The sequence below is a fragment of the Pelagibacterium sp. genome, assembly GCF_965249125.1.
Lineage (GTDB): Bacteria > Pseudomonadota > Alphaproteobacteria > Rhizobiales > Devosiaceae > Pelagibacterium.
Genome location: NZ_OZ252217.1, coordinates 12501 through 35783, shown reverse-complemented (window position 1 = coordinate 35783; position 23283 = coordinate 12501). Strand labels below are relative to the sequence as shown.

Genomic DNA, 23283 nt, shown 5'->3' with positions numbered 1-23283 from the left:
CAAGAACACAGGTCTCCAAACGGATCAAGATCGGCAACTCGCCTTTCTCAATGCCCCCGTCGACCCTCGCATCGTTACCCCTGATCGTGTCACACCACCCGCCTCGCCCTACGTCCTGCAGGCCGGGTCTGTCATTACGGCAGCACTCATCACTGGCATTCGCTCGGACCTGCCGGGGCTCATCACTGCCCAGGTCACACAGAATGTCTATGACAGCCCTTCCGGGCGATTTCTTCTCCTGCCGCAGGGGAGCCGACTGATCGGTGAATACGATAACGGCGTCGGCTTTGGTCAGCGCCGTATCTTACTAGTCTGGAACCGGATCATTCTGCCAGACGGTCATTCCATTGTCTTGGAGCGCCTGCCCGGGGCCGACAATGCTGGCTATGCCGGCCTCGAGGATGACGTCGATCATCATTGGGGAGACCTTTTGCGAGCCGCCGGACTCGCCACCCTACTCAACATCGGTACGGAACTCAGCGCAGACGAAGACGATCCGGTCGCCCGCGCGATACGTGACGGCGTTCAAGACACCATCGGCAATGCCGGCCAAGGGATCGTCAGCCGCCAGCTGGATGTGCCGCCGACGCTCACCATCCGGCCAGGATTCCCCGTTCGGGTGATCGTCACGCGCGATCTGATCCTTGAACCGCAAGGAGATCACTGATGACCAAATTGAAACTGGGAGCTTTGTCAGACGACAAACCCGTGAGGCTGACAATTGAAATGCCCGCTGCGATCCACCGGGACCTTGTCGTATATGCAGAGGTGCTGGAACGAGAAACCGGCCAAACCGTCAAGGACCCCGCAAAATTGATTTCGCCGATGGTCGAACGCTTCATGGCAACGGATCGCGGCTTTGCGAAACTCCGTCGTAAAACGCAGGAATCGGCTGCCCAACAGCCGTCAGGGACGCGTCCCAAATGACAGTTAAGGTATGGGCAATTGGTTTGTGATGGTTCGTTCAGTTGGCAAACGACACTGGAGCGGTAGGGCAGGCGGCAGGATGCACCGAAATGAGCAAGTATTTGCACTACGTCATGTTGCGCTTTTTTACGCCAGCGTAACAAAATATCACCGCAAGCACTCCGTGGCACGCCACACTTCGCTCTCTGTAAAGTTGCTCCAACAGCTCGTGTCCGCGATTGTGGGAATGGAGTTATCTTCCATTTCAATCGGACAGCGTTATAATGATCAAGCCAAAGGCGCATCGAAATGACAAAGACGATCACAGTCGTCCCTTGAGCCTTACGAGTTCCGCCGGAAGCCATGACCCGCGCTTGGCTGAGTTGGTTCGCCTTCTAGCGCGTCGTGCTGCACGAGAATGGTATGACCAGCAGTCAGGAGAACGTCGGCAACCGCGCTCCTGATATTTCAGGAGATCGAATTGTGAAAGTCGCCCTTTACGCCAGATATTCAAGCGACAATCAGCGGGATGCGTCAATCGCAGACCAGTTCCGAGTTTGCCGATTGCATGCTGAGAAGCAAGGCTGGACCATCGTCGAAGAATACTCCGACCACGCCGTATCCGGTGCATCTCTTCTGCGGCCAGGCATCCAGGCCTTGATCGAAGATGCGCTGCGCGGACGTTTCACCCTAGTTTTGTCGGAGGCGATGGACCGACTGTCCCGCGACCAAGAGGATATCGCAGGCCTTCACAAGCGAATGGCGTATGCGGACGTGAAGATTGTCACGCTGTCTGAAGGAGAAATCACGCACCTCCATGTCGGCCTCAAGGGCACCATGAACGCTCTCTTTCTCAAAGACCTCGCCGACAAGACGCGCCGGGGTCTGCGCGGACGCGTGGAGATGGGGAAATCAGGAGGCGGAAATGCCTATGGATATGAAGTCGTCAAGAAGTTCTCGTCTGAAGGGAAGCCTATACGGGGTGACCGCACCATCAACGAGTACGAAGCAGGTGTGATCCGCCGGATCCTGGCGGACTACGTATCTGGGAAATCACCCAAGCGCATCGCGACCGAATTGAACAAGGACGGTATCAGAGCACCCAGCGGTGGCGATTGGGGGTTCAGCACCATCAACGGCAACGCCAAGCGTGGCACCGGCATTTTGAACAACGAGATGTACATCGGGCGGCTCATCTGGAACCGACAACGTTTCCTTAAGGATCCAGATACGGGCCGTCGGCAAGCGCGGATGAACCCCAAAGATGAGTGGATCATCCATGATCTCGGCTGATCTTGTCGGGTGTGCGACAGCCCGGAACAAGGGGACGTGCGACAATCGCAAAAACATACGCCGTGATCATCTGGAAGATCGTGTCTTGGGTGCCTTACGTCATCACCTAATGGAACCGGCCTTGTTCAAAGAATTCTGCGATGAGTTTACAGGCGAAATGAACCGCCTCCGGATTGAAGAGCGATCAACGATCGAGGCTGGGCGAACTGAGCTGGCAAAAATTGATCGAGAGTTAGACAAGATACTTCAACTCTTTCTCAACGATGCTCTGCCGGTGGAAATGGTGAAGGAAAAGAGCAAGCTGCTGGAAAGCAGGAAGCTGGAACTCGAAAATTTGCTCGCCAACGCCGATGAGCCGCCCCCGCTTCTACATCCCGAAATGGCGGGATTCTACCGCCTGCAGGTCGAGAAACTGCATTCCTCCCTGCAGGACGAAATCGAGGCCAAACGACTGGAGGCCACGGAGATTTTGCGCTCACTCGTCGATGAGATAATTTTGACGCCGACCGACGACGAAATGCTCATCGATGTGAGGGGCGATCTTGCTGGAATCCTTAGCCTTTCCCTAAAACGCAAAAAACCCACCACAAGGGCGGGTCAATCGCAATTTGAGTTGGTTGCGGGGGCAGGATTTGAACCTGCGACCTTCAGGTTATGAGCCTGACGAGCTACCGGGCTGCTCCACCCCGCGTCAATGATGTCCGTCAATCTGCGGTGCGCCGGGCGAACCGCTTGGACGCCGCCTATATAGGGGTGCAAATTGCGTTTGCATACCCCCTGTGATCGCTTGCACGACATTTTTTTGACACGCGCCGGACGCGACCGGCCCGTTCTCGCGATTGCGCTTTCGCCAAGGCACGGCTACACATGGGTCAGCGGCTCTGCCCTTTCCTTTTTCCGTAGTTTTCAAACACCTGGATTTCCTCATGCAACAGCGCACGCTCGGCCGCACCGGCATTTCCGTAAGCCGAATCTGTCTCGGCACCATGACCTGGGGCGAACAGAACACACAGGCCGAGGGCCATGCGCAGATGGATTATGCGCTCGGGTACGGCATCAATTTCCTTGACACCGCCGAGCTCTATTCCACCCCCGGCCGCGCCGAGACGCAAGGATCGACCGAAACCATAATCGGCAACTGGTTCGCCGCCAATGGCCGCCGGTCCGACTGGGTGGTCGCTTCGAAAATCACCGGTCCGGGCAATGACTGGATTCGCGGCGGCCGCCCCATGGACGGCAAGCAAATCGTTGTTGCCCTCGAAGCCAGCCTTAAACGCCTTCGGACCGATTATATCGACCTCTACCAGCTCCACTGGCCCAACCGGAATCACTACAATTTCTCCAAATCCTGGGCTTTCGATCCCTATGGCCAGGACAAAAATGCCATCCGCGACAACATCCATGACGTGCTCGAAGCGCTAAACGCCCAGGTCAAGGCCGGCAGGATTCGCGCCATCGGCCTCTCCAACGAAACGAGCTGGGGCGTCTCTGAATACGTAAAGGTCGCCGAAGCCCACGGCCTGCCGCGCATGGCCACCATCCAGAACGAATACAATCTGTTGCGCCGCCATTTCGATTACGACCTCGCCGAGGTCTGCGCCTTCGAAAATGTCGACCTGCTCGCCTATTCGCCGCTGGCCGCCGGCCTTCTCTCGGGCAAATACAACAATGGCAATATGCCCGCTGGCTCCCGCGGCACGCTGGGCACCATGTGGCGGCTCAACCCGCAGTCGGAAACCGCCACAAAGGCCTATATGACGCTGGCCGAACAGCATGGCCTCGACGTCTGCCAGATGGCGCTCGCCTGGTGCCTCACGCGGCCATTCATGGCTTCGGTCATCATTGGGGCCACCTCGATGGACCAGCTCGAAACCGATATCGCCGCCCATAATCTGGTGCTCGCGCCCGAAGTGATCGAGGGCATCGAAGAGCTGCACCGGCTCTACCCGCGCACCTTCGCCTGACCGGTTGCGGCAGCGGCTTGGCTCGCGCCTTGCCGCTTCCGCATGCTCGTGCTATGACCAAATGACGAAATACGTCATAGCGGTTCATCATGCCCCGCCATTTCACCGCCGCCGACAACGAGCTGATCCGCTCCCAGCTTCTCGCGTCCGGCCTTGCCCATTTCGCCCAATACGGCCTGCGCGGCATGCGGGTCGATGACGTCTGCCGGGATGTGGGCGTCGCCAAGGGCACCTTCTATAAATTCTTCGAGCACAAGGAAGCGCTGTTCCTGGCCATCGCCGATCAGCGCGACGAGATGCACAAGGCCGATATCCTTGCCTTTTTTGCCCGATGCGACGGCCCGGTCGCCGAGCGCGCCGGCAAGTTCTTCGATCTGCTTGTCGAAAAGCTCAATTCCGATCCCCTGGTCGCCATCGTCGCGGTCCCCGACGATTTTGCCGCCCTGCTGCGCAAAATGCCGCCCGAACGCCTGGCCCATGAAGAGGAAAAGGATCTCCGCTTCATCGAACAGTTCTGCGCCGGGCTCAAGGCCGAGGGCCTGATCGGGCCGGTCGATCCGCACGAAATGGCCGCCATCCTCACCCTTCTGGTCAGCCTTGCGCTGCAAAAATCCCTGTTCAGTCCCGGCCAGTTCTCGGCAAGCCGCGCGCTGCTGCGCGAGGTTTTCGTGCATAAGCTGACGGCCAGCGCGCCATGATATCGGCCTCTGACCTCTCCTTCACCTACAGCGGCGCCCCCGTCCCGGCAAAAGCCGGGACCCATGCCTTGCCAGCCCGCCTGAGCGACAGCAGAAATGGCGCCCCGCCTCTCACCCCGCTCCTCCGCTGCCCCGGTCCCGGCTTTCGCCGGGATAAACTCGAGCCGGGGTCGATGTGCCTGTCCTCACGCTCCGGAGCGTGGGCAAGGCTGCTGGGTCCCGGATCAGGTCCGGGACAGCGAAGGGTGTTGGGCCAACCTTGCGGCTCCATCACCACCACCGACCCCACCCCGCGTCATCCTCGGGCCCGCCCCCGGCGGCTCCATCACCAAACCCTCACCCACCCCCATCGTCATCCTCGGGCTTGACCCGGGGATCTGCAGGGCGGTCGCAAGCGCAGCAGAAGTGGTGCTCCTTGGCGCGTCATCGGTCCCCAACCCCTTCACCGGCTGCCCCGACGCAGCAGATCCCCGGGTCAAGCCCGAGGATGACGCGGGTGAAGGTGGAAGCGCTGCAGAACACGCCCCTCCCTCGCTTCCCCGGTCCCGGCTTTCGCCGGGATAAACTCCAGCCGGGGTCCATGTGCCTTCCCACCGGCACTAGGGCATCGGCAAGGCTGCTGGCTCCCGGATCACGTCCGGGACAGCGAAGGGTGTTGGGCCAACCTTGCGGCTCCATCACCACCACCGACCCCACCCCGCGTCATCCTCGGGCCCGCCCCCGGCGGCTCCATCACCAAACCCTCACCCACCCCCATCGTCATCCTCGGGCTTGACCCGGGGATCTGCAGGGCGTCCGCAAGCGCAGCAGAAGTGGTGATCCTTGACGCGTCATCGGTCCCCAACCCCTTCACCGGCTGCCCCGACGCAGCAGATCCCCGGGTCAAGCCCGAGGATGACGCGGGTGAAGGTGGAAGCGCTGCAGAACACGCCCCTCCCTCGCTTCCCCGGTCCCGGCTTTCGCCGGGATAAACTCCAGCCGGGGCCCATGTGCCTTCCCACCGGCACCAGGGCATGGGCAAGGCTGCTGGGTCCCGGATCACGTCCGGGACTGCGATTGTGGTTGGGCTCGGTTTCACCCCATCGTCATTATGAGGCCCGCCCCCCGCAGCTCCATCACCACCACTCACCCCACCCCCGTCGTCATCCTCGGGCTTGACCCGGGGATCCGCTATCTCGCAACTGGCACCGCGGAAATGGTTGCCCACGCCCCCCGCCGTCACGCCGATTCCCTGCCGGGGCCCAGTACACGCAGCGCCAACAATTGCCCACCCGCTCCGGAAACGATGTCACTGGATCAAACCTTGACCCAACCTTGCGCCAATTTGCTGTCGCCACGGCGCAGCGCAGCGGTTATCGTCTGGCCAAAGGGCAAGGGGAGTGATGATTTGGTGCAGATAAACGGCTTTGCGCTTTTCGCGTCCGTGCTTCCCCTTCTGGCGCTCTATTTCTATGGTTTTGCTTCGCGCCTTCTGGACCGCAGCCGGCCCTCGCTTTCGGCATTGATGAACGAGCAGCGCTTCAACTGGGTCACTCAGGCCGCCCGCCGCGACACCCCGCTCGACGCCATCCTGTCGGGCAATATAATGAGTTCGGTCTCGTTTTTCGCCTCGACCACCGCGCTGCTGATCCTGGCGCTCTTTACCGTCATCGGCCAGTTGCAGGAATTTCTGCCCGCGCTGTCATCGATAACCTTTGGCCCGGCCTACACCGAGATCGATCTGCAGATGCACAATGTCGTCCTGCTGTTCCTGTTCGTTTACGCCTTTCTCGCCTTCACCCTGTCGTTGCGCCAGTTCAATCATTTCTGCATTCTGCTCGGCGCCCTCGATCACGCCAGGCCCGCCCCGGCCGACGAAATCAGAACCATTGCCCGCATCAACGCAATGGCCGCCCAGCGCTTCAATTCGGGCATAAGGTCCTATTATTTCGCCATCCCCATGGTTGCCTGGTTTGTATCCAGCTGGCTCGCCATCATCGTCACCATCGGCACCATCGGCCTGTTGCTCCACCGCGAGTATTTTTCCAACGCACGATGGCTCGTTGCCCGCATCACGCCGCACTAAGGGCCTTGCCCAATTAAAGGAACAATCCCATGAAAGCGCTGGCCCTTGCCGCCGCCCTCTTCGTCGCCTTGCCGGCCACCGCTCAGGACATGGCCACCTTTACCACTGAAGACGCCAAGCTGATGACAACCTGCATCGAAGGACTTTCCGATCCCGACCGGGAAGTGCGCGGGCAGTCCCAATGCGTCGGCACAGCCTCCAACAGCTGCATGGAAACAGAGGACGGTGGGTACACCACAATTGGCATGGTCGATTGCATGTCGCGCGAAACCGATTGGTGGGACAGCCAGCTCAACGCCTCTTATTCCTCCCTGCGCGAAACGCTGGACACAAACCTGTTTGAGACCCTTCAGGACGCCCAAAGAAGCTGGATCGCCTATCGCGACAAATCCTGCGGCTTTGAGTACGATATGTGGGGCGACGGTTCCATGCGCTCGATTGCGCACGCAAGCTGCATGCTCGATGAAACCGCCCGGCGCGCCGAAACCCTTTGGCGCTATCTCAACCCCGAGGGCTGACAGCCGGTCCACATATCCTGGGAGTCTTATATGAACAACGACGCCGACCATCCCTGGTTTCGCCCCCTGTGGCGCCGCGTGCTCATGGTCGTCATCCCCGCGGTCATCGCCGCGGTCGATATCTATCACGGCAATTTCGGCTGGGCGCTGATGTTTGGCGGGCTGGGCGCTTACGCCGTCTATATCTTCTTTATCGCCTGGAACAGGGACAAACCCGGCACATCCGACGACACCGAGAAGTGAAAGCGATTTCGCACCCCTGCGACCAAAGCTGACGTTGACAATCATCTTTGAGACCGTATGTATAGGGCGTCAAACCTGAGTGTACCCCTCACATTACGTTCGCCATGCTTGTTTGCCAGTGCAATCTGATATCGACAACCGACATTGAGGACATCGTCGTCGACATTCTCGACTCCGATCCCTGGCAGCTTGTCGTGCCGGCCCACATCTATCGGGAGTTGGGCAAGCGTGGACAATGTTGTGGCTGCGTGCCGAACATTGTGGACATTATCGGGAAGGTCACCGAAACTTATCACCTCAAACTGGCTGGGAACGCCGCCAATCTGGTAGACGTTAGGTCCAGGATGAAAACCCTGCGCAAGTCCACGCGCAAAGGAGGTGAAAGTGAAAGGCGACGCAAAGATCATCGAGCGGCTTAACGAAGCGCTCTTTCTCGAACTGGGGGCCATCAACCAGTATTGGGTTCATTACCGTCTGCTCAGCGACTGGGGCTTCAAGCGCCTGGCCGAAAAGGAACGGGCCGAATCCATCGAAGAGATGCACCACGCCGACAAGCTTATCGACCGCATCATCTTCCTTGAGGGCCATCCCAACCTTCAGCGCGTAGCGCCCCTGCGCATCGGCCAGAACATCAAGGAAGTGCTCGAGGCCGATCTGGCCGGCGAGCTCGACGCCATCGCCTCCTACCGCGAATCCCGCAAGCTGTGTAACGACCTCGGCGACTACGTCACCCAGCGCCTGTTCGAGGAACTGCTGACCGACGAGGAAGGCCACACCGACTTCCTTGAAACCGAACTCGACCTTCTCGCCTCGATCGGTGAGGAAAAATACGGACAGCTCAACGCCAAGCCGGCCAACGAGGCCGATTAGGCGACAACTCGATAGCCATTTTTACGCCCCCGCTCCCTCCGGCGCGGGGGCGTTGTCATTAAGGTGTCAATGTTTCGCAATCTTGTGGCACCGAGCGCTCAACTCCATAGCTTTTGACGCCATTGTTGACCCCACGATGCTGGCGTGAAAAGTTTTTGATGCCTGAGACGTCCATTGCTCATAATTTCGCTTTTCAGGGATCGCGCTTGCCTGTAATGCGGAAATTGACCTTTTTATGCCTAGCGGTCGGGTCCGCGCGCGGGGTTTGATCCTCGTATCCGATTGGTGAAGCGGCGAAGGGAGTGCCGTGTGGTTGACACCGCCAAGAGGTAACTCCGGAGCAGTCGCACGACATTGTCACCATCTCTTTTTCTCATCGGAAGGGGACCTCCGTCACTATGCACAAGCCATTGATTTTCCTTAGCGTTACCGCCTCGTTGCTGGCCACCGCGGCCATTGCGCAGGACCAGACCGTCAACATCTACAACTGGTCAGACTATATCGCTGAAGACACGCTCGAAAAGTTCACCGCCCAAACCGGCATCGCCACCAATTACGACGTCTTCGACTCCAACGAAATCGTCGAAGCCCGCCTGCTGGCCGGCTCCTCGGGTTACGATGTCGTTGTTCCGTCAGGCTTTTTCCTTGAGCGTCAGATTCCCATCGGCCTGTTCCAGACGCTCGACAAGTCCAAGATCCCCAACATCGGAAACCTCGACCCCGCCATCATGGCCATCGTCGAAGCCCACGATCCCGGCGCCCAATACGCCGTCCCCTACATGTGGGGCACCACCGGCATCGGCTACAATGTCGCCGAAATCACCGAGCGCCTTGGCGCAGACGGACCGCTCGAGAGCTGGGACCTGCTGTTCGACCCCGAAACCGCCAGCCAGCTTGCCGATTGCGGCATCTCGATCCTCGACGCCCCGGTCGAAATCGTCGCCGCGGCGCTGAACTATCTCGGCCTCGATCCCAACTCCGAAGCCCCCGAGGACCTCGAAGCGGCCGAGCAACTGATCGCCTCGATCCGCCCTCACATCCGCTCCTTCCACTCCTCCCAGTACATCTCCGATCTCGCCAACGGCGAAATCTGCCTGGCCGTTGGATATTCAGGTGACATCTTCATCGCCGCAGACCGTGCCGCCGAGGCCGGACAGGGTGTTGAAATCGCTTATGTTATTCCCCAGGAAGGCGCCTCGCTCTGGTTCGACATGATGGCCATTCCCGCCGACGCCCCCAATCCGGACGCGGCCCACGCCTTCATCAACTTCATCCTCGAGCCCCAGATCGCCGCCGACATCACCAACTATGTCTGGTACGCCAACCCCAACGCCGCGGCCGATGAATTCGTCGATCCCGAGGTTCTGGGTGACCCCGCGATCTATCCGACCGAAGAGGTCATGGCAAACCTGTTTCCGCTCAAGGCGCGTTCGCCCGAATATGACCGGCTCCTGACCCGCGCCTGGACCCGGCTCAAGACCGGCATCTAAGCGCTCCGATGTTGCATGGCAGGGTGCATTGTGATGCCCTGCCATTTCTTTTAGTCCGGGGATGGGGAATCCTCTGTTGAAAAAGCCTCAAATCGCCGCCGATGCGCGCCCCTGGCGCGATGCGGATGCCAAGCCGTTTGTCCGCATCCGCAACGTCACCAAGACTTTCGGCGACGTTTATGCCGTCGACGAAGTCTCCCTCGACATCTACAAGGGTGAGCTTTTTTGCCTGCTCGGCGGGTCGGGCTCGGGCAAATCGACACTGCTGCGCATGCTGGCGGGCTTTGAATCGATCACCGCGGGCACCATCGAAATCGATGGCCAGGACATGGCCAACGTCCCGCCCTATCAGCGCCCGATCAACATGATGTTCCAGTCCTATGCGCTCTTCCCCCATATGACAGTGGAAAACAATATCGCCTACGGCCTCAAGCGAGAAGGCATGGCCCGACCCGATATCTCCGACAGGGTCGCCGAGCTTTTAAAGCTCACCCGGCTCGAACCCTTCGCCAGGCGCAAGCCCCACCAGCTTTCCGGCGGCCAGCGCCAGCGCGTCGCCCTTGCGCGCTCCCTTGCCAAGCGCCCGAAACTTCTGCTGCTCGACGAGCCGCTCGGCGCGCTCGATAAGAAGCTGCGCGAGGAAACCCAGTATGAACTGGTCAAGATCCAGGAAAGTCTGGGCGTGACCTTCATCGTGGTCACTCACGACCAGGAAGAGGCCATGACGCTCTCAACCCGGATCGGGGTGATGAACGACGGCAAGATCGCCCAGATCGGCGAACCCCAGGAAATCTACGAATTTCCCAATTCGCGCTTCGTTGCCGGCTTTGTCGGCTCGGTCAACATGTTCGAAGGTGTCGTCACCGAGGACGAAGACGACCACATCCGCATCGACGCCACTGCTGAAGCCGGCTGTGATATCCATGTATCCCACGGCGTCGACTGCGCCCCCGAACAGACCCTTTGGTACGCCATCCGTCCCGAAAAAATGGTCCTGTCTCGCGAGCGCCCCGAGGGCGACGCCAACATCACCCACGGGCTCGTCGAGGACGTCGCCTATCTCGGAGACATGAGCGTCTTCCGCATCGTGCTTGACAGCGGCAAGCGCATTCACGTCTCCCAGACCAATGTTTCCCGTTACGACCCCGAATCCATCAGCTGGGACGAGAAAGTCTATATTTCCTGGGAGCCTGATGCCGGCGCGGTGCTGACCTCATGAGCACGGGCGGACTGAACCTGCCACGGCGCAAGGCTTGGACATTCATCACCAACGGCCTGCGCCGGCTGGGCATTTCCGGCCGCAGCGCCGTGATCCTTGGACCCACCCTGTGGTTGGCAATATTCTTCCTGATCCCGCTGCTTGTCGTCTTCAAGATTGCGCTGAGCGCCTTTGCGCTGGGTCAGCCGCCCTATCTGCCGATGTTCATTTGGGGCACCGACGGGTCACTCTCCATCACCCTGCATTTTTCGAACTTCCTGTTCATCCTGCAAGACGTGCTCTACGCAAATGCCTATATCAACTCTGTACGCATCGCGGCGATTTCGACGGCCATCGCCCTGGCCATCGCCTACCCCATGGCATGGTTCATCGCGCGGTCCGACGACAAATACCGCAACCTGCTGCTCATGCTGGTCATCCTGCCCTTCTGGACATCCTTCCTGTTGCGCGTCTATGCGTGGATGGGGTTTCTGGGCCGCAACGGCATCATCAACAACGCGCTGATCGGGCTCGGCATCATCGACCAGCCGATCACCATGCTCCAGACCGAAGGCGCGGTCTTTGTTGGCATCGTTTACACCTATCTGCCCTTCATGATCCTCCCGATCTATACAGCGCTCGTCAAACTCGACCAGAGCCTGATCGAGGCCTCGGCCGATCTGGGGGCCCGTCCCTTCATGACGTTCCTGACGGTGACCCTGCCGCTTTCCATGCCCGGTGTCATTGCCGGTTCCATGCTGGTCTTTATCCCCGCCATCGGCGAATTCGTCATTCCTTCGCTGCTCGGCGGCGCCGATACTCTGATGATCGGCCGCGTCCTCTGGGACGAGTTCTTCGCCAATCGCGATTGGCCCGTCGCCTCCGCCGTCGCTATCGTCATGCTGGTGATCCTCGTCGTCCCGATTATGCTTTTGAGCCGTGCCCAGAACGCCGTTGTGGAGAAAGGCGCATGAAGCGCGGCTATTTCACCACCTTGATGGCCATCCTCGGCTTTGTGTTCCTCTACGCCCCCATCGTCTCGCTTGTCGTGTTCTCGTTCAACGAGAGCAGGCTTGTGACCGTCTGGACCGGATTTTCCCTGCGTTGGTAAGCATCGCTGTTCGGCGATTCCCAGGTTGTCGCCGCCGGCCTCTTGAGCCTGCAGATCGCCGCCGTCAGTGCCACGATCGCGACGATATTGGGCACGCTTGCCGGCATCGCGCTCACCCGGCTCGGCAAATTCCGGGGCAAGACCGCTCTCACCGGCATGGTCTCGGCGCCCCTTGTCATGCCCGAGGTCATAACGGGCCTGTCGGCCCTCCTGTTGTTCGTTTCCATGGAAGCAATCATCGGCTGGCCCGGCGGCCGCGGCTTTACGACAATCACCATAGCCCACTCCACCTTCTGCATGGCCTATGTGACGGTTGTCGTGCGCTCCCGCCTTGTGGATATGGACCGGTCCCTGGACGAAGCGGCGATGGATCTGGGCGCCACGCCTCTGCGGGTCTTCTTCGACATCACCCTGCCGATCATCGCCCCGGCGCTGATCTCGGGCTGGCTTTTGGCCTTCACCCTCTCGCTTGACGATCTGGTCATCGCCAGCTTTGTCTCGGGGCCCGGATCGTCCACGCTGCCGATGGTGATCTTCTCGAAAATCCGCCTTGGCGTTTCTCCCGACGTCAACGCCCTCGCCACAATAATCATCGCAATCGTTGCCATCGGCGTTATCGCGGCCACCATCATCGGTGCCCGCCGTCAGCCCAACGCCTGAGCGAAAGTCCTATTATGTCCGCCACTGCCCGGCCCCAGGTTTCGGCCCTCTCGTCCTCGCGTATCCGCGATATCGCCAACGCCGGCATGGGCCGGACCGACATCACCGCCTTCTGGTTTGGCGAAGGGGATGAGGTGACGCCCCCCTTTATCCGCGATGCCGCGCAAAAAGCGCTGGCCGAGGGCGAGACCTTTTATGTCCACAATCTGGGCCTGCCTCAGTTGCGCGAAGCCGTCGCCGCCTATGAAAGCAAACTGCAAGCCATAGCCTCCAGCCCTGAACAGATCGCCATTACCGGCTCGGGCGTCTCGGCCCTGATGATCGCGAACCAGCTCATCGTCTCGCCGGACGACAAGGTGGTTGTCATCACCCCGATCTGGCCCAACATCGCCGAAGCCCCGCGGCTGCTTGGCGCCAATATCGTTCGCTTCCCCTTGAACGTGGCGAACGGAAAGTGGTCGCTGGACCTTGACCAATTGCTTGATACGCTCACTCCCGACACTCGCATGGTGATTGTCAACGCACCCAACAATCCCACCGGGTTCACGCTCGATCAGGACGCACAGAAAGCAATCCTGAACCATTGCCGCAGGCACGGGATATGGGTTCTGTCCGACGAGGTCTACGAGCGCCTGATCTTTGATGGCAGCGAGGCTGCGCCCTCGATGCTCAGGCACGCCGACCCCGAGGACCGCATCATCCGCGTCAACTCGTTTTCCAAAGCCTGGCGCATGACCGGCTGGCGGCTGGGTTGGTTGACCCTGCCCCTTTCGCTGATGCCCGACGTTCCAAAGGTCATCGAATACAATACCTCCTGCGCGCCGTCCTTTGTCCAGAAGGGCGGATTGGCCGCCCTGACCGACCCGAGGGGCGAGCAGACCATCGCTGCCCTCAAGTCGGGATTGGCGGCATCTCGTAGCACCTTGCTCGATGGCCTGGCGCACATGGGCCGCATCGAAATCCCCGACGCCGATGGTGCCATGTACGCCTTTTTCCGCATCGAGGGAGAGCCTGACGATATGGCCACGGCCAAAGCCCTGGTCACCGACTACGGGCTGGGCCTGGCGCCCGGAAGCGCCTTCGGGCCTGAAGGAGAAGGATGGCTGCGCTGGTGCTTTGCCGCAAAGCCCGAAAATATCGCCATTGGCCTTGAGCGGCTTGAGCGCTTTCTCAGGCGCTCCTGAAATTAGGGTGTTCGTGGAATAAACGCTTAGATCGAAACGGTGTTGGCTTCGAGAAACGTCAACACATCCTCAAGCACCCCATAGCGCCAGCGCAGCGGCATCGCCAGCGATACCAGCGTATCGGCATGATTGCCGCCCTCATAGATTTTGAGTGAGACATCTGTCCCGCGCTCGGTCATTTTTTCCGCCAGAGCCACCGAATTGCGCAAATATACTGTCTCGTCCTTGTCCCCATGGCCCAGAAAGACCGGCGGCATTTGCCCGAACGCGAGATTGACGGGCTGGGTCAGTTCGGGCCTTGGAAAATCGCCAAACGCATTCTGCGATTGCGATACGTCGAACGGGTAGAAATCATATGGCCCCGATAGCCCCACCAGGGCTCTGATATTTGACATATCGACCCCGAATTGGGGATCGAGCGCCAGCATCATGACATTATAGGCACCAGCCGAATGCCCCATGAGGACCATTCGGCCCGCATCCCCGCCATAGCTCCCGATGGTGTCGGCGACCCATTGAACGGCCAGTGCGTTGTCGGCAACAAAATCGGGATAAACGACTTCAGGCACCAGCCGATAATCGGCAATGACGGTCACATACCCCCGAGCCGCCAGGGCCCGCCCGACAAAACCATATTCATCCTTGTCCCCGGATTCCCAGCCGCCGCCATAGCTGAAATAGACGACCGGAAGTCCGGTCCCATCACCGGCGGGCCGATAGATATCGAGCTTTTGCCGCGGGTGAGTGCCGAACGCGACGTTGCGTTCGACGACAACACCGCCATCCTTGGGAACCAGCGCATTGAAGATGCCGACTGGCGAAAAGGCGTTGGCAAATCCGAAAAGCCCTGAAATTGCCCCCACCACAAGTGCTCCCGCCCAGACAAAAATACGCGCTCTACGATTCATACCCCTTGATACGTCTGAACCAACCACATGGTTTCATGGGTTTTCTCGCAAACGCCGTTTCAAGGCGCCTAGGCGTCGAGCGCCCCAAGGCTGGAAAAGAAATTCACCACATCGTCGAGCACCGGCGCCCGCCAGCGCAGCATCGCGCCAAGGGCCGTAACGATCTCCATATGCCCGATGCCGTCATAATAGCGCTCATCGACCGGCACGTTGTTTTCGCGCAACTTTGCGGCAAGGGCCGTTGTGTTGTCGGTCTTGACGATGAGGTCGAGGTTTCCTGCCGCCAGGAACATCGGCGGGGCGGATGGCGTAACGAGCCGAACCGGTTGGGTGCCCTCGGGATTGGGCGCATAGCCGAACGCCTCGCGCACCTCGTTGAACTCGAACGGATAGAAATCATAGGGGCCGGCAAGCCCGGCAATGCCCCGGACCTTGAGGGTCGATCCGGCTTCGCGCAGGAACGTGGGATCGAGCCCCAGCATCACCGCGTTATACGCTCCCGCCGAATGGCCCGCCAGAAACAGCTTGTCGGGATTGCCCCCGAACGTCGCAATGTTGTCTTCGACCCATTTGGTCGCAACCGCGATGTCATAGAGAAAGGCAGGATAGGTCACTTCGGGCACCAGCCGGTAGTCGGCAATGACCGTAACGAAGCCCCTCGATGCAAAGGCGCGGCCCACGAAATCGTATTCCCAGCGTTCCCCGCGGCTCCAGCCGCCCCCGTAAACGAACATCACGACCGGCGCGTTGCCCCTTGGGTTCTGCTGCACATAGACGTCGAGCTTGCCGCGCGGCCCGCCGGCATAGGGAATGCCATCCCCCATTTTCATGACCCCGCCATCAACCGCCGTGGGCAGATTGAACGGATCCATAAGGGAGACCGCCTGCGCCGCGCCCGGAAACAGGCCCCCTGCGAGCGCAAACGCACCGGCGGTGCCCAAAAAATGGCGACGGGAAACTCTCATTGCAGCCATGATGATTTGAGGAAAACTGTATCGATTTCCTGTCCTGCCGCACGATCGCGACCAATTTTGGACAGGATAGGGGCACGCTCGGCCACAGCGCTTAAGGAAGCCTTACTGCTCGATGGCGGGACGAAACATCTCAAAGACCGATGTGACCTCAACGTAGTCCCCACGATAGCCGCACCGGGCAATTGTCCCTGCCTTTTCAATGTCGAACAGGCCGTCGGTGAGATAATCGGCATCGATATGGACCCGTACCACCTGCCCGATCACAAGTTCGCGCGCCAGGCGCTTTCCATCCAGATCGACAAGCGACTTGATCTCAAGCAGCCTGCATTCAAAGCTCGCCGGCGCGCCCCCCACCCGTGGCGATCCAACGGTTTCAGAGGCAAGTTTTTCAAGCCCGGCCTCATTGAACTCATCAATGTCGGGGGCAAAGGAACCCGAGCTGATATTCATCGCCTCGGCCTGCCGCCGGGTCGCCAGATTATAGACGAACTCACCCGTGGCCTCGATGTTGCTCACGGAATCCTTTCGGCCCTCGCTTCCGAAAATCAGGATCGGCGGCGCCGAGCAGAACATGTTGAAAAAGCTGTAGGGAGCGAGATTGGGACGTCCGTCCTTGTCGAGCGAAGATACCCAGCCGATCGGGCGCGGCGCGATGATTGCCTTGATCGGATCATGGGGCAATCTATGTCCCATGGCGGGATCGTAGGAATGATAGCGAGCCATTATATGTCCTCTGGCGGCTGAGTCCGTTGGCCCGCAATAATCAGGTTTGTCACCATTGCCAACAGCACTACCGTGCCGCTCTCGCGCCGCCGGCGCGATTCGCACGAATGAACCGGGGCCCTTTAGCATGCTCGCCGCTATCCGACAGTTCAATCTCACCGTTTGGCTCGTGATCCTATCGACATTCGCCGGCCGGTTCGTGCTGTTCATGATCTGGCCATTCCTGGCCATACTTCTGTATCAGAAATTCGGACTGAACGAATTCGAAGTCGGCCTCTTTCTGGCCCTCGCCACGGCGGCGGGCGTCGTTTTCGGCTTCTACGTCGGCTATCTGTCGGACAAGATCGGCCGCCGCAGGATCATGATTGCCGGGCTGGTGCTCTCCATCATCTCCATGATCATTCTGGGAACGGCAAACAGCCTCGCCCTGCTGTTTGCCGGAACGCTGCTCCAGGCCCTTGCACGCCCGATGGTCGAGGACCCCGGTCGGGCGCTGATGACCGACATGATCGAGGACCGCGACGTCAAGGACATGGCGCTGCATGTGCGCTATTTCGCGCTCAATGTCGGCGCTGCCATTGGCCCCATGCTGGGCGCCGCGGTCGGACTGACCGGTCAGCAACCGACGTTTCTACTGCTCGGTGCCGTCTATGCTCTCTACCTTGCCGCCGCAGCGGTCGTATTCAACATGGAACGTCCGTTGAAGGGATCCGCGATGGCCGCCAACTTCACGTTTGGCGACGTCATGGGCGTCCTCCGCCGCGACAATGCCTTCATGCTTTTCGTTTTCGCGGGCCTGTTCTGCTCCATAGCCTACGGCCAGATCGATGCCGGGCTCGTCCAATACCTTCAACAGCAATCGGTGGCCGATATCGCCACGCTTTACGCGTTCCTGATCGGCACAAACGCGGCCACTATCGTGGTTTTCCAGTTTCCCCTGCTCAAGCTCACGGCAAGGATTTCGCCGTTCCTCAGGGCCATGATCGGCGTTGCGCTTTTTGCCGCCGGCTTTCTCGGCTTCGCGGTGACGCCCGTCGAACCGCCCTTCGCTCTTTTGATGGCCATGTTCGTTCTCAGCTTGGGCGAAGCCATTCTCTTTCCCACCATGAACATCATCATCGATCGGCTTGCCGTACCTGAGATGAAGGGCAGCTACTTCGGCGCTTTTTCATTCAGCGTCTTCGGCTTTGCCCTCGCCCCATTGGTGGGCGGCGGCCTGCTTTACTGGTTTGGCGGCTTGGCACTCTGGCTTTTCATGACCCTTCTTGCGATCGGTGTTGCCCTGCTGTTTCTTCTCGCCAACCGCTTCTCTGAACGGACGGTTTGACGGTTTCACCTCTCGATCCCCCTGTTGCCGCATCCGCTCTTTGGGTATTTCATTTAAGGCCAGCGGATCGGTTTCTGGGCGGTCTGCCGACCCGATCGCATCACGTCGCGCCGGCCCGCAGGACCGACCGTGCCGAGGGACCCGCGCTTGTCTGATGAGTGTGCTCTTTTAGGTTTGCGGGGTGTTTTTGTCTTGCGGTCTTGAACGCAAAAAGCCCCCGGGGGACCGGGGGCTTTTTGGTTATTATTGAGAAGGTTTGGTGTGTTTGCTGGACCTGGCGGCAGCCTGCCCCGGGCTTGACCCGGGGACCTACTCTGCCGTGCCTTACTTCACACCGTCCCGGAGGGCCAATCGTGCCGGTGGCACGGTTGGAGGCGGGAAGGCCATGAGGGCTATTCCCGAATGGCTGGGCGGGCGCCTTTGTCGCGAGACGTAAGCCTCCGTTGACGACCGCAGCTATTTCGCTTTTGCCCTGGGATTCCACTTGCGGGCGTAGCGCTTGAGTTCTCCTTCGATGGCATCGACATCAACCAGACGTGGATCGAAGCCGTTCTCAAGATACCATTCACGCATTTCGGCATGATCGTCATGGCTTGGGTCGTTGATCGCTTCGAGGAAGAGTTCGAAGCCCGGAGGGCCGCCAATGTCTTCGGGCGGGGTCCGTCCCTCGGCCAGGATCAACTGGGGATACAGGGCACCGGGCTCGGGCTCGCAGATAAAGTTGATCCGAATGGTGTGCTCCCAGCCATCACCGAAGTCATAGAGATAGGTGATGGCACGAGCATTTGTTTCCTGAAGAACCCGGAGCAGTGTTGCCTTGGAGGCGTCGCGAAGATCGGTGCCAAAGTCATGATCGGGAACGCCCCACCCGATATCCTGGTAGCGGAACTCGTAGAGATGGCTATCGGTCCAGCCAAAGGCGATCTGCAAGACGATGTGGAGCCGATCCATGCGCAGGTTGAGCGGCACGATCAGTTTGCGCCTGACCTGCGGCTCGACGTCCTCGAGAATGACGGTGATGGTGGCAACGAAGTGGGATGCAGGGCTCATGCAACGAGCTTAGCGGCATCCTTGTCAGCGTTCCAGTTCCAGGGAAGCAGTTCCCCCAGCCGGTTCTGCGGCATGTCGGCGATGCGGGCGAGCACGTCGGCGAGCCAGGCTTGAGGATCGATATCGTTGAGCTTGGCCGAGACAATGAGGGTGTACATGAACGCGGCCCGGCGGGCACCGCGGTCCGAACCGGCGAACAGCCACGCTTTTCTGCCAAGGGCAATTCCGCGCAGAGCCCGTTCTGCCGCGTTGTTCGAGAGGCATATGCGGCCATCCTCAAGGAACGCGGCAAAGCCTGTCCAGCGCGCGAGCATGTAGTTCATGGCCTTGGCCACGGGAGCGTGACGCGATAGCTTTTCGCGCTCGGTCATCATATAGGCATGCAGCTCATCAACCAGTGGCGTGCAAAGCCGCCGCCGCTCGGCAAGGCGCTGATCGGGCGGCAGGCCATAAAGATCGCGTTCGATGGCAAAGATCTCGTCGATCCGGCGCACCGCCTCGAGCGCCACCGGGGATATGGCGCCGCCCTTGCTCTTCTTCTTTCTCACCCTCTCGATATCGGCGAGCTCGAACAATGGTCGTCGTCCGTGCGCCCAGCAAAAGGCCGGCTGGATGGGCTCACTGCGGCGTTCGGGATCGAACAGGCCGTTGTAACCGGCAAAGGCGTCCACCTGCAGGATGCCGGAATAGTTGGCAAGATGGCTTCTTGGATGTTCGCCCCTGCGATCGGGTGAGGCGTAGAACAGAGCTGCCGGACCGTCAGCGCCGCCGAAGGGACGATCGTCGCGTACGTAAGTCCACACCCGACCCGTTCTGGTCTGTCCCTTGGCCAGGATCGGCACCGTGGTGTCGTCCCCGTGCAAGCGATCGGCGGCCATCACGTGATCGGCGATCAGATCATGGAGCGGCTTGAGCGCCACCGTTGCAGCGCCAATCTGGTCGGCGAGCGTGGAGAGGCCGATGGGCACGCCCTCGCGGGCGAAGCGCTCGGACTGGCGGTTGAGCGGCTGATGCTGGCCGAACTTTTCAAAAAGGATCGTCGCCAGAAGATTGGGGCCGGCAAAGCCACGCGGGGTGGGATGGAACGGCGCCGGCGGCTGGCTGATCTTTTCGCAATCCCGGCAGCTGAACTTCTCCCGTACCGTCTGGACCACCTTCCACTGACGCGGGATCACTTCGAGCGTTTCGGTCACGTCCTCGCCCAGCTTGACCAGGTGATCGGACCCGCAGCATTCACAGGCTTGCGGTGCCGGCACCACGAGGCGCTCGCGCGGCAGGTGTTCGGGAAAGGCGCGCCGTTGTGCCCGCTTGCGGGTAAAGGCTTGGACCGAAGTGGTCCTGACTGCGGCCATCTCGGCGGCAAGCTCGTCTTCGGTGGCTGCTGCTTCGAGATCCTCGAGTTCGAACTCGAGCTGGTCGAGCAGCTTGGCCTTCCTCTCGGAGCGCTGTCCATAAAGACTGCGCTTGAGCTTTTCGATCTCGAGCTTGAGACGGGCGATCTCGGCGTCGCCATCGGTCTTTTCTGCAACAACCCGCGCCGCTTCGGCTTCCGCCAGATCAGCACGCTGTTCGGCTGCGGCAAGTGCAGCGCGAAGGGCAGCAATCTCGGCGTTTCCGGCAGGTTCGACCATGCCGTGACCTTACCAGAATCTGGTCCTCGCCACGAGCTGGTTGGACCCGTTTTGCACCAGATGAGTCACCGTGTCGCGGTGCACTATGGTCATCCCGCCGAGAGTGGCCGCCAGGTCTTTTGCGGCATCCGCCAGTCGATCCCTTCAAGCAGATATCCGAGCTGGGCGGGCGAGATCGTCACAACACCATCGGCCGGCGAGGGCCAGAGGAAACGCCCGCGCTCGAGCCGTTTGGTGAACACGCATGCGCCCTGACCATCATGCCAGATGATGCGAACCAGATTGCCCTTGCGACCCCGGAACACGAACAGATGTCCGCCATGGGGATCGCGCTTGAGCACCTCCTGCACCACCAGCGCCAGAGAGTTGAACCCCTTGCGCATGTCAGTGTGGCCCGCTGCCAGCCAGACCCGCGTCCCGCTCGGAACCGGGATCATCGGTCCACCACATCGAGCAGGCGACCCAGCACCTCAGGTGCAATATCGGAGCGCATGATCATGCGGCGACCATTGCGCAGCACGATCTCGACAGGACTGGCTGAACCATCCGTGGGCGGCTCTGGTGGAAGGCTGCCATCGCTGGCATGACCCCCACTCCCATCCAAGCGCACCGGATAAAACGAAGGCGCCTCGTGACCTAGCTGTCCCTCGCGATACGCCTTGCGCCACGCAAAAATCAATGGCACCGCAATGCCATGCCGTCGCGCGGTCGCCGAACCCATTCGCGGGGCCGACAAGCTTTCTTCAACGATCCGGATCTTCTCCGCATCACTGAACCGCCGGCGCCGGCCTGTGTCCACAATCTCGAGCCGCTCGACGCGACTTTTGTCAGTAAGGATATCCATACTGATAGTTTGCTACCAGATCGGCCCCTCGGGCCAAGGCGGCCCTCAACGGAGGCATACCGCGAGACGTTTGCGGGGTGTTTTTGTCTTGCGGTTTTGAACGCAAAAAGCCCCCGGGGGGACCGGGGGCTTTTTGGTTATTATTGAGAAGGTTGGTGTGTTTGCTAGACCTGGCGGCGACCTACTCTCCCGTGCCTTAAGACACAGTACCATTGGCGCTGAAGTGTTTAACGGTCGAGTTCGGAATGGGATCGGGTTCTGGGCACTTCGCCATAGCCACCAGGTCGAACAAACACACTGTTATGTCTCGTGAACTGGTCTTTGTTTTCTGATCTGCAACACGTTTGGGTGCTGCGATTATAGGTAAATGAGAACGATCAAGCCGATCGAGCTATTAGTACTGGTAAGCTTCACACATTGCTGCGCTTCCACACCCAGCCTATCAACGTGGTGGTCTTCCACGGCTCTGATAGGGAATACTGGTTTTGAGGGAGGCTTCCTGCTTAGATGCTTTCAGCAGTTATCCCGTCCGAACTTAGCTACCCTGCACTGCGGCTGGCGCCACAACAGGTCCACCAGAGGTTCGTCCATCCCGGTCCTCTCGTACTAGGGACAGCTCCTCTCAATATTCCAACACCCACGGCAGATAGGGACCGAACTGTCTCACGACGTTCTAAACCCAGCTCACGTACCACTTTAAACGGCGAACAGCCGTACCCTTGGGACCTGCTCCAGCCCCAGGATGTGATGAGCCGACATCGAGGTGCCAAACGATGCCGTCGATAAGGACTCTTGGGCATCATCAGCCTGTTATCCCCGGCGTACCTTTTATCCGTTGAGCGATGGCCCTTCCACGCGGGACCACCGGATCACTATGACCGACTTTCGTCTCTGCTCGACTTGTCAGTCTCGCAGTCAGGCAGGCTTATGCCATTGCACTCAACGACCGATTTCCGACCGGTCTGAGCCCACCATCGCGCGCCTCCGTTACTCTTTGGGAGGCGACCGCCCCAGTCAAACTACCCACCACACGCTGTCCCGGGTACTGTTATACCGCGGTTAGACATCCATGACGATAAGGGTGGTATCTCACATTGCGGCTCCACAAGGACTGGCGTCCCTGCTTCAAAGCCTACCACCTATTCTGCACATGCCGACACGAATGCCAGCGTGAAGCTATAGTAAAGGTGCACGGGGTCTTTCCGTCTGACCGCAGGAACCCCGCATCTTCACGGGGAGTTCAATTTCGCTGAGTCGATGCTGGAGACAGTGGGGAAGTCGTTACGCCATTCGTGCAGGTCGGAACTTACCCGACAAGGAATTTCGCTACCTTAGGACCGTTATAGTTACGGCCGCCGTTTACCGGGGCTTCAATTCAAGGCTTGCACCTCTCCTTTTAACCTTCCGGCACCGGGCAGGCGTCAGACCCTATACGTCGCCTTGCGGCTTCGCAGAGCCCTGTGTTTTTAATAAACAGTCGCCACCCCCTGGGTTGTGCCACCCGCCAATGGTTGCCCAAAGACGGGTCATGCTTATCCCGAAGTTACGCATGCAATTTGCCGAGTTCCTTCAGCATCGTTCTCTCAAGCGCCTTGGTATACTCTACCTGTCCACCTGTGTCGGTTT

20 protein-coding genes, 1 tRNA gene, 2 rRNA genes and 2 pseudogenes (1 of these 25 cut by a window edge) are annotated in these 23283 nt (G+C 59.8%); 15 read left to right on the top strand and 10 right to left on the bottom strand.

The features are described 5' to 3' along the window. Positions 1 to 19 precede the first annotated feature (19 nt). The 3 genes and pseudogenes from ACP148_RS00175 to ACP148_RS00165 form a co-directional block, all read left to right on the top strand. Positions 20 to 667, top strand: a pseudogene (locus ACP148_RS00175) (TrbI/VirB10 family protein); the annotation flags it as partial. Continuing rightward, positions 667 to 927 (top strand): DUF2274 domain-containing protein, encoded by a 261-nt coding sequence (locus tag ACP148_RS00170; protein WP_185926701.1) that lies wholly within the window; start codon positions 667 to 669, stop codon positions 925 to 927. The pseudogene ACP148_RS00175 and the gene ACP148_RS00170, both read left to right, overlap by 1 nt. 402 nt (positions 928 to 1329) lie before the next feature. Beyond that, complete coding sequence (locus tag ACP148_RS00165) at positions 1330 to 2199, top strand: recombinase family protein (protein ID WP_245165604.1); 870 nt, start codon at positions 1330 to 1332, stop codon at positions 2197 to 2199. 614 nt (positions 2200 to 2813) lie between these two features. Here ACP148_RS00165 and ACP148_RS00160 read toward each other — a convergent pair. Continuing rightward, positions 2814 to 2890, bottom strand: a tRNA-Met gene (locus tag ACP148_RS00160). Between the two features lie 235 nt (positions 2891 to 3125). On the opposite strand from ACP148_RS00160, the gene ACP148_RS00155 reads away from it, so the two are divergent. The 11 genes and pseudogenes from ACP148_RS00155 to ACP148_RS00105 all read left to right on the top strand — a co-directional run bounded on the left by ACP148_RS00155 (position 3126) and on the right by ACP148_RS00105 (position 14200). Next, positions 3126 to 4163: an aldo/keto reductase gene (locus tag ACP148_RS00155; protein ID WP_421950129.1), complete on the top strand. Its 1038-nt coding sequence runs from the start codon at positions 3126 to 3128 to the stop codon at positions 4161 to 4163. Positions 4164 to 4252: 89 nt separating this feature from the next. Then, on the top strand, positions 4253 to 4861 hold the full coding sequence (locus tag ACP148_RS00150) for a TetR/AcrR family transcriptional regulator (RefSeq protein ID WP_421950130.1): 609 nt from the start codon (positions 4253 to 4255) through the stop codon (positions 4859 to 4861). A 1390-nt stretch (positions 4862 to 6251) separates the two neighbouring features. After that, on the top strand, positions 6252 to 6926 hold the full coding sequence (locus tag ACP148_RS00145) for a DUF599 domain-containing protein (protein ID WP_421950154.1): 675 nt from the start codon (positions 6252 to 6254) through the stop codon (positions 6924 to 6926). Between the two features lie 29 nt (positions 6927 to 6955). Further along, entirely contained in the window at positions 6956 to 7444 is a 489-nt protein-coding gene (locus ACP148_RS00140; protein WP_421950131.1) for a lysozyme inhibitor LprI family protein, read from the top strand. Positions 7445 to 7474: 30 nt separating this feature from the next. Next, positions 7475 to 7687 carry a DUF3329 domain-containing protein gene (locus ACP148_RS00135; protein ID WP_421950132.1) on the top strand — a complete coding sequence of 71 codons (213 nt, stop codon included), beginning with the start codon at positions 7475 to 7477 and terminating at the stop codon, positions 7685 to 7687. 384 nt (positions 7688 to 8071) lie between these two features. Beyond that, positions 8072 to 8557, top strand: coding sequence for a bacterioferritin (gene bfr / locus ACP148_RS00130; protein ID WP_421950133.1), 486 nt, complete (start codon positions 8072 to 8074; stop codon positions 8555 to 8557). 398 nt (positions 8558 to 8955) lie between these two features. Next, positions 8956 to 10047: a polyamine ABC transporter substrate-binding protein gene (locus ACP148_RS00125; RefSeq protein ID WP_421950134.1), complete on the top strand. Its 1092-nt coding sequence runs from the start codon at positions 8956 to 8958 to the stop codon at positions 10045 to 10047. A gap of 76 nt (positions 10048 to 10123) precedes the next feature. Continuing rightward, a complete protein-coding gene (locus tag ACP148_RS00120) occupies positions 10124 to 11266 on the top strand; it encodes an ABC transporter ATP-binding protein (protein WP_425032993.1) in 1143 nt (380 codons plus the stop codon). Further along, positions 11263 to 12219 carry an ABC transporter permease subunit gene (locus ACP148_RS00115; protein ID WP_421950136.1) on the top strand — a complete coding sequence of 319 codons (957 nt, stop codon included), beginning with the start codon at positions 11263 to 11265 and terminating at the stop codon, positions 12217 to 12219. Before ACP148_RS00120 ends, ACP148_RS00115 begins: the two co-directional genes overlap by 4 nt. Beyond that, positions 12216 to 13016: pseudogene (locus tag ACP148_RS00110) on the top strand (ABC transporter permease subunit). Before ACP148_RS00115 ends, ACP148_RS00110 begins: the two are co-directional and overlap by 4 nt. A 14-nt stretch (positions 13017 to 13030) precedes the next feature. Then, the gene (locus tag ACP148_RS00105) at positions 13031 to 14200 is read left to right on the top strand and encodes a pyridoxal phosphate-dependent aminotransferase (protein ID WP_421950138.1); all 1170 of its coding nucleotides are present in this window, start codon (positions 13031 to 13033) and stop codon (positions 14198 to 14200) included. A 26-nt stretch (positions 14201 to 14226) separates the two neighbouring features. Here ACP148_RS00105 and ACP148_RS00100 read toward each other — a convergent pair whose 3' ends face one another. From ACP148_RS00100 to ACP148_RS00090, 3 genes are all read right to left on the bottom strand, one after another. Then, the gene (locus ACP148_RS00100; protein ID WP_425032992.1) at positions 14227 to 15108 is read right to left on the bottom strand and encodes an alpha/beta hydrolase; all 882 of its coding nucleotides are present in this window, start codon (positions 15106 to 15108) and stop codon (positions 14227 to 14229) included. A 68-nt stretch (positions 15109 to 15176) separates the two neighbouring features. Continuing rightward, on the bottom strand, positions 15177 to 16073 hold the full coding sequence (locus ACP148_RS00095; RefSeq protein WP_421950140.1) for an alpha/beta hydrolase: 897 nt from the start codon (positions 16071 to 16073) through the stop codon (positions 15177 to 15179). A 111-nt stretch (positions 16074 to 16184) separates the two neighbouring features. Then, positions 16185 to 16805 carry a flavin reductase family protein gene (locus ACP148_RS00090; protein ID WP_421950141.1) on the bottom strand — a complete coding sequence of 207 codons (621 nt, stop codon included), beginning with the start codon at positions 16803 to 16805 and terminating at the stop codon, positions 16185 to 16187. Between the two features lie 127 nt (positions 16806 to 16932). On the opposite strand from ACP148_RS00090, the gene ACP148_RS00085 reads away from it, so the two are divergent. Further along, complete coding sequence (locus ACP148_RS00085; protein ID WP_421950142.1) at positions 16933 to 18132, top strand: MFS transporter; 1200 nt, start codon at positions 16933 to 16935, stop codon at positions 18130 to 18132. A gap of 456 nt (positions 18133 to 18588) precedes the next feature. Here the strand turns inward: ACP148_RS00085 and ACP148_RS00080 are convergent, their stop codons facing one another. The 6 genes from ACP148_RS00080 to ACP148_RS00055 all read right to left on the bottom strand — a co-directional run. After that, complete coding sequence (locus tag ACP148_RS00080; RefSeq protein ID WP_425032991.1) at positions 18589 to 19182, bottom strand: plasmid pRiA4b ORF-3 family protein; 594 nt, start codon at positions 19180 to 19182, stop codon at positions 18589 to 18591. Beyond that, positions 19179 to 20813 (bottom strand): IS66 family transposase, encoded by a 1635-nt coding sequence (gene tnpC / locus ACP148_RS00075; RefSeq protein WP_421950144.1) that lies wholly within the window; start codon positions 20811 to 20813, stop codon positions 19179 to 19181. Before tnpC ends, ACP148_RS00080 begins: the two co-directional genes overlap by 4 nt. 89 nt (positions 20814 to 20902) lie before the next feature. Beyond that, positions 20903 to 21250, bottom strand: a complete 348-nt coding sequence (gene tnpB, locus ACP148_RS00070; protein ID WP_421950145.1) for an IS66 family insertion sequence element accessory protein TnpB — start codon at positions 21248 to 21250, stop codon at positions 20903 to 20905. Further along, positions 21247 to 21657: an IS66-like element accessory protein TnpA gene (gene tnpA / locus ACP148_RS00065; RefSeq protein ID WP_421950146.1), complete on the bottom strand. Its 411-nt coding sequence runs from the start codon at positions 21655 to 21657 to the stop codon at positions 21247 to 21249. Before tnpA ends, tnpB begins: the two co-directional genes overlap by 4 nt. 168 nt (positions 21658 to 21825) lie before the next feature. Then, positions 21826 to 21941 (bottom strand): 5S ribosomal RNA (rrf, locus tag ACP148_RS00060). Positions 21942 to 22030: 89 nt separating this feature from the next. Next, positions 22031 to 23283: ribosomal RNA gene (locus ACP148_RS00055) — 23S ribosomal RNA — on the bottom strand; it runs 1477 nt beyond the window's last position.

Bases quoted from the DNA above. Each gene is read 5' to 3' on its own strand.
- ACP148_RS00105 (WP_421950138.1), top strand. From the start codon at position 13,031: ATGTCCGCCACTGCCCGGCCCCAGGTTTCGGCCCTCTCGTCCTCGCGT.
- ACP148_RS00095 (WP_421950140.1), bottom strand. From the start codon at position 16,073: ATGAGAGTTTCCCGTCGCCATTTTTTGGGCACCGCCGGTGCGTTTGCG.
- tnpC (WP_421950144.1), bottom strand. From the start codon at position 20,813: ATGGTCGAACCTGCCGGAAACGCCGAGATTGCTGCCCTTCGCGCTGCA.
- ACP148_RS00135 (WP_421950132.1), top strand. From the start codon at position 7,475: ATGAACAACGACGCCGACCATCCCTGGTTTCGCCCCCTGTGGCGCCGC.
- tnpA (WP_421950146.1), bottom strand. From the start codon at position 21,657: ATGGATATCCTTACTGACAAAAGTCGCGTCGAGCGGCTCGAGATTGTG.
- ACP148_RS00165 (WP_245165604.1), top strand. From the start codon at position 1,330: ATGACCAGCAGTCAGGAGAACGTCGGCAACCGCGCTCCTGATATTTCA.
- tnpB (WP_421950145.1), bottom strand. From the start codon at position 21,250: ATGATCCCGGTTCCGAGCGGGACGCGGGTCTGGCTGGCAGCGGGCCAC.
- ACP148_RS00150 (WP_421950130.1), top strand. From the start codon at position 4,253: ATGCCCCGCCATTTCACCGCCGCCGACAACGAGCTGATCCGCTCCCAG.
- ACP148_RS00170 (WP_185926701.1), top strand. From the start codon at position 667: ATGACCAAATTGAAACTGGGAGCTTTGTCAGACGACAAACCCGTGAGG.
- ACP148_RS00080 (WP_425032991.1), bottom strand. From the start codon at position 19,182: ATGAGCCCTGCATCCCACTTCGTTGCCACCATCACCGTCATTCTCGAG.
- ACP148_RS00115 (WP_421950136.1), top strand. From the start codon at position 11,263: ATGAGCACGGGCGGACTGAACCTGCCACGGCGCAAGGCTTGGACATTC.
- ACP148_RS00100 (WP_425032992.1), bottom strand. From the start codon at position 15,108: ATGAATCGTAGAGCGCGTATTTTTGTCTGGGCGGGAGCACTTGTGGTG.
- ACP148_RS00140 (WP_421950131.1), top strand. From the start codon at position 6,956: ATGAAAGCGCTGGCCCTTGCCGCCGCCCTCTTCGTCGCCTTGCCGGCC.
- ACP148_RS00085 (WP_421950142.1), top strand. From the start codon at position 16,933: ATGCTCGCCGCTATCCGACAGTTCAATCTCACCGTTTGGCTCGTGATC.
- ACP148_RS00090 (WP_421950141.1), bottom strand. From the start codon at position 16,805: ATGGCTCGCTATCATTCCTACGATCCCGCCATGGGACATAGATTGCCC.
- ACP148_RS00125 (WP_421950134.1), top strand. From the start codon at position 8,956: ATGCACAAGCCATTGATTTTCCTTAGCGTTACCGCCTCGTTGCTGGCC.
- ACP148_RS00155 (WP_421950129.1), top strand. From the start codon at position 3,126: ATGCAACAGCGCACGCTCGGCCGCACCGGCATTTCCGTAAGCCGAATC.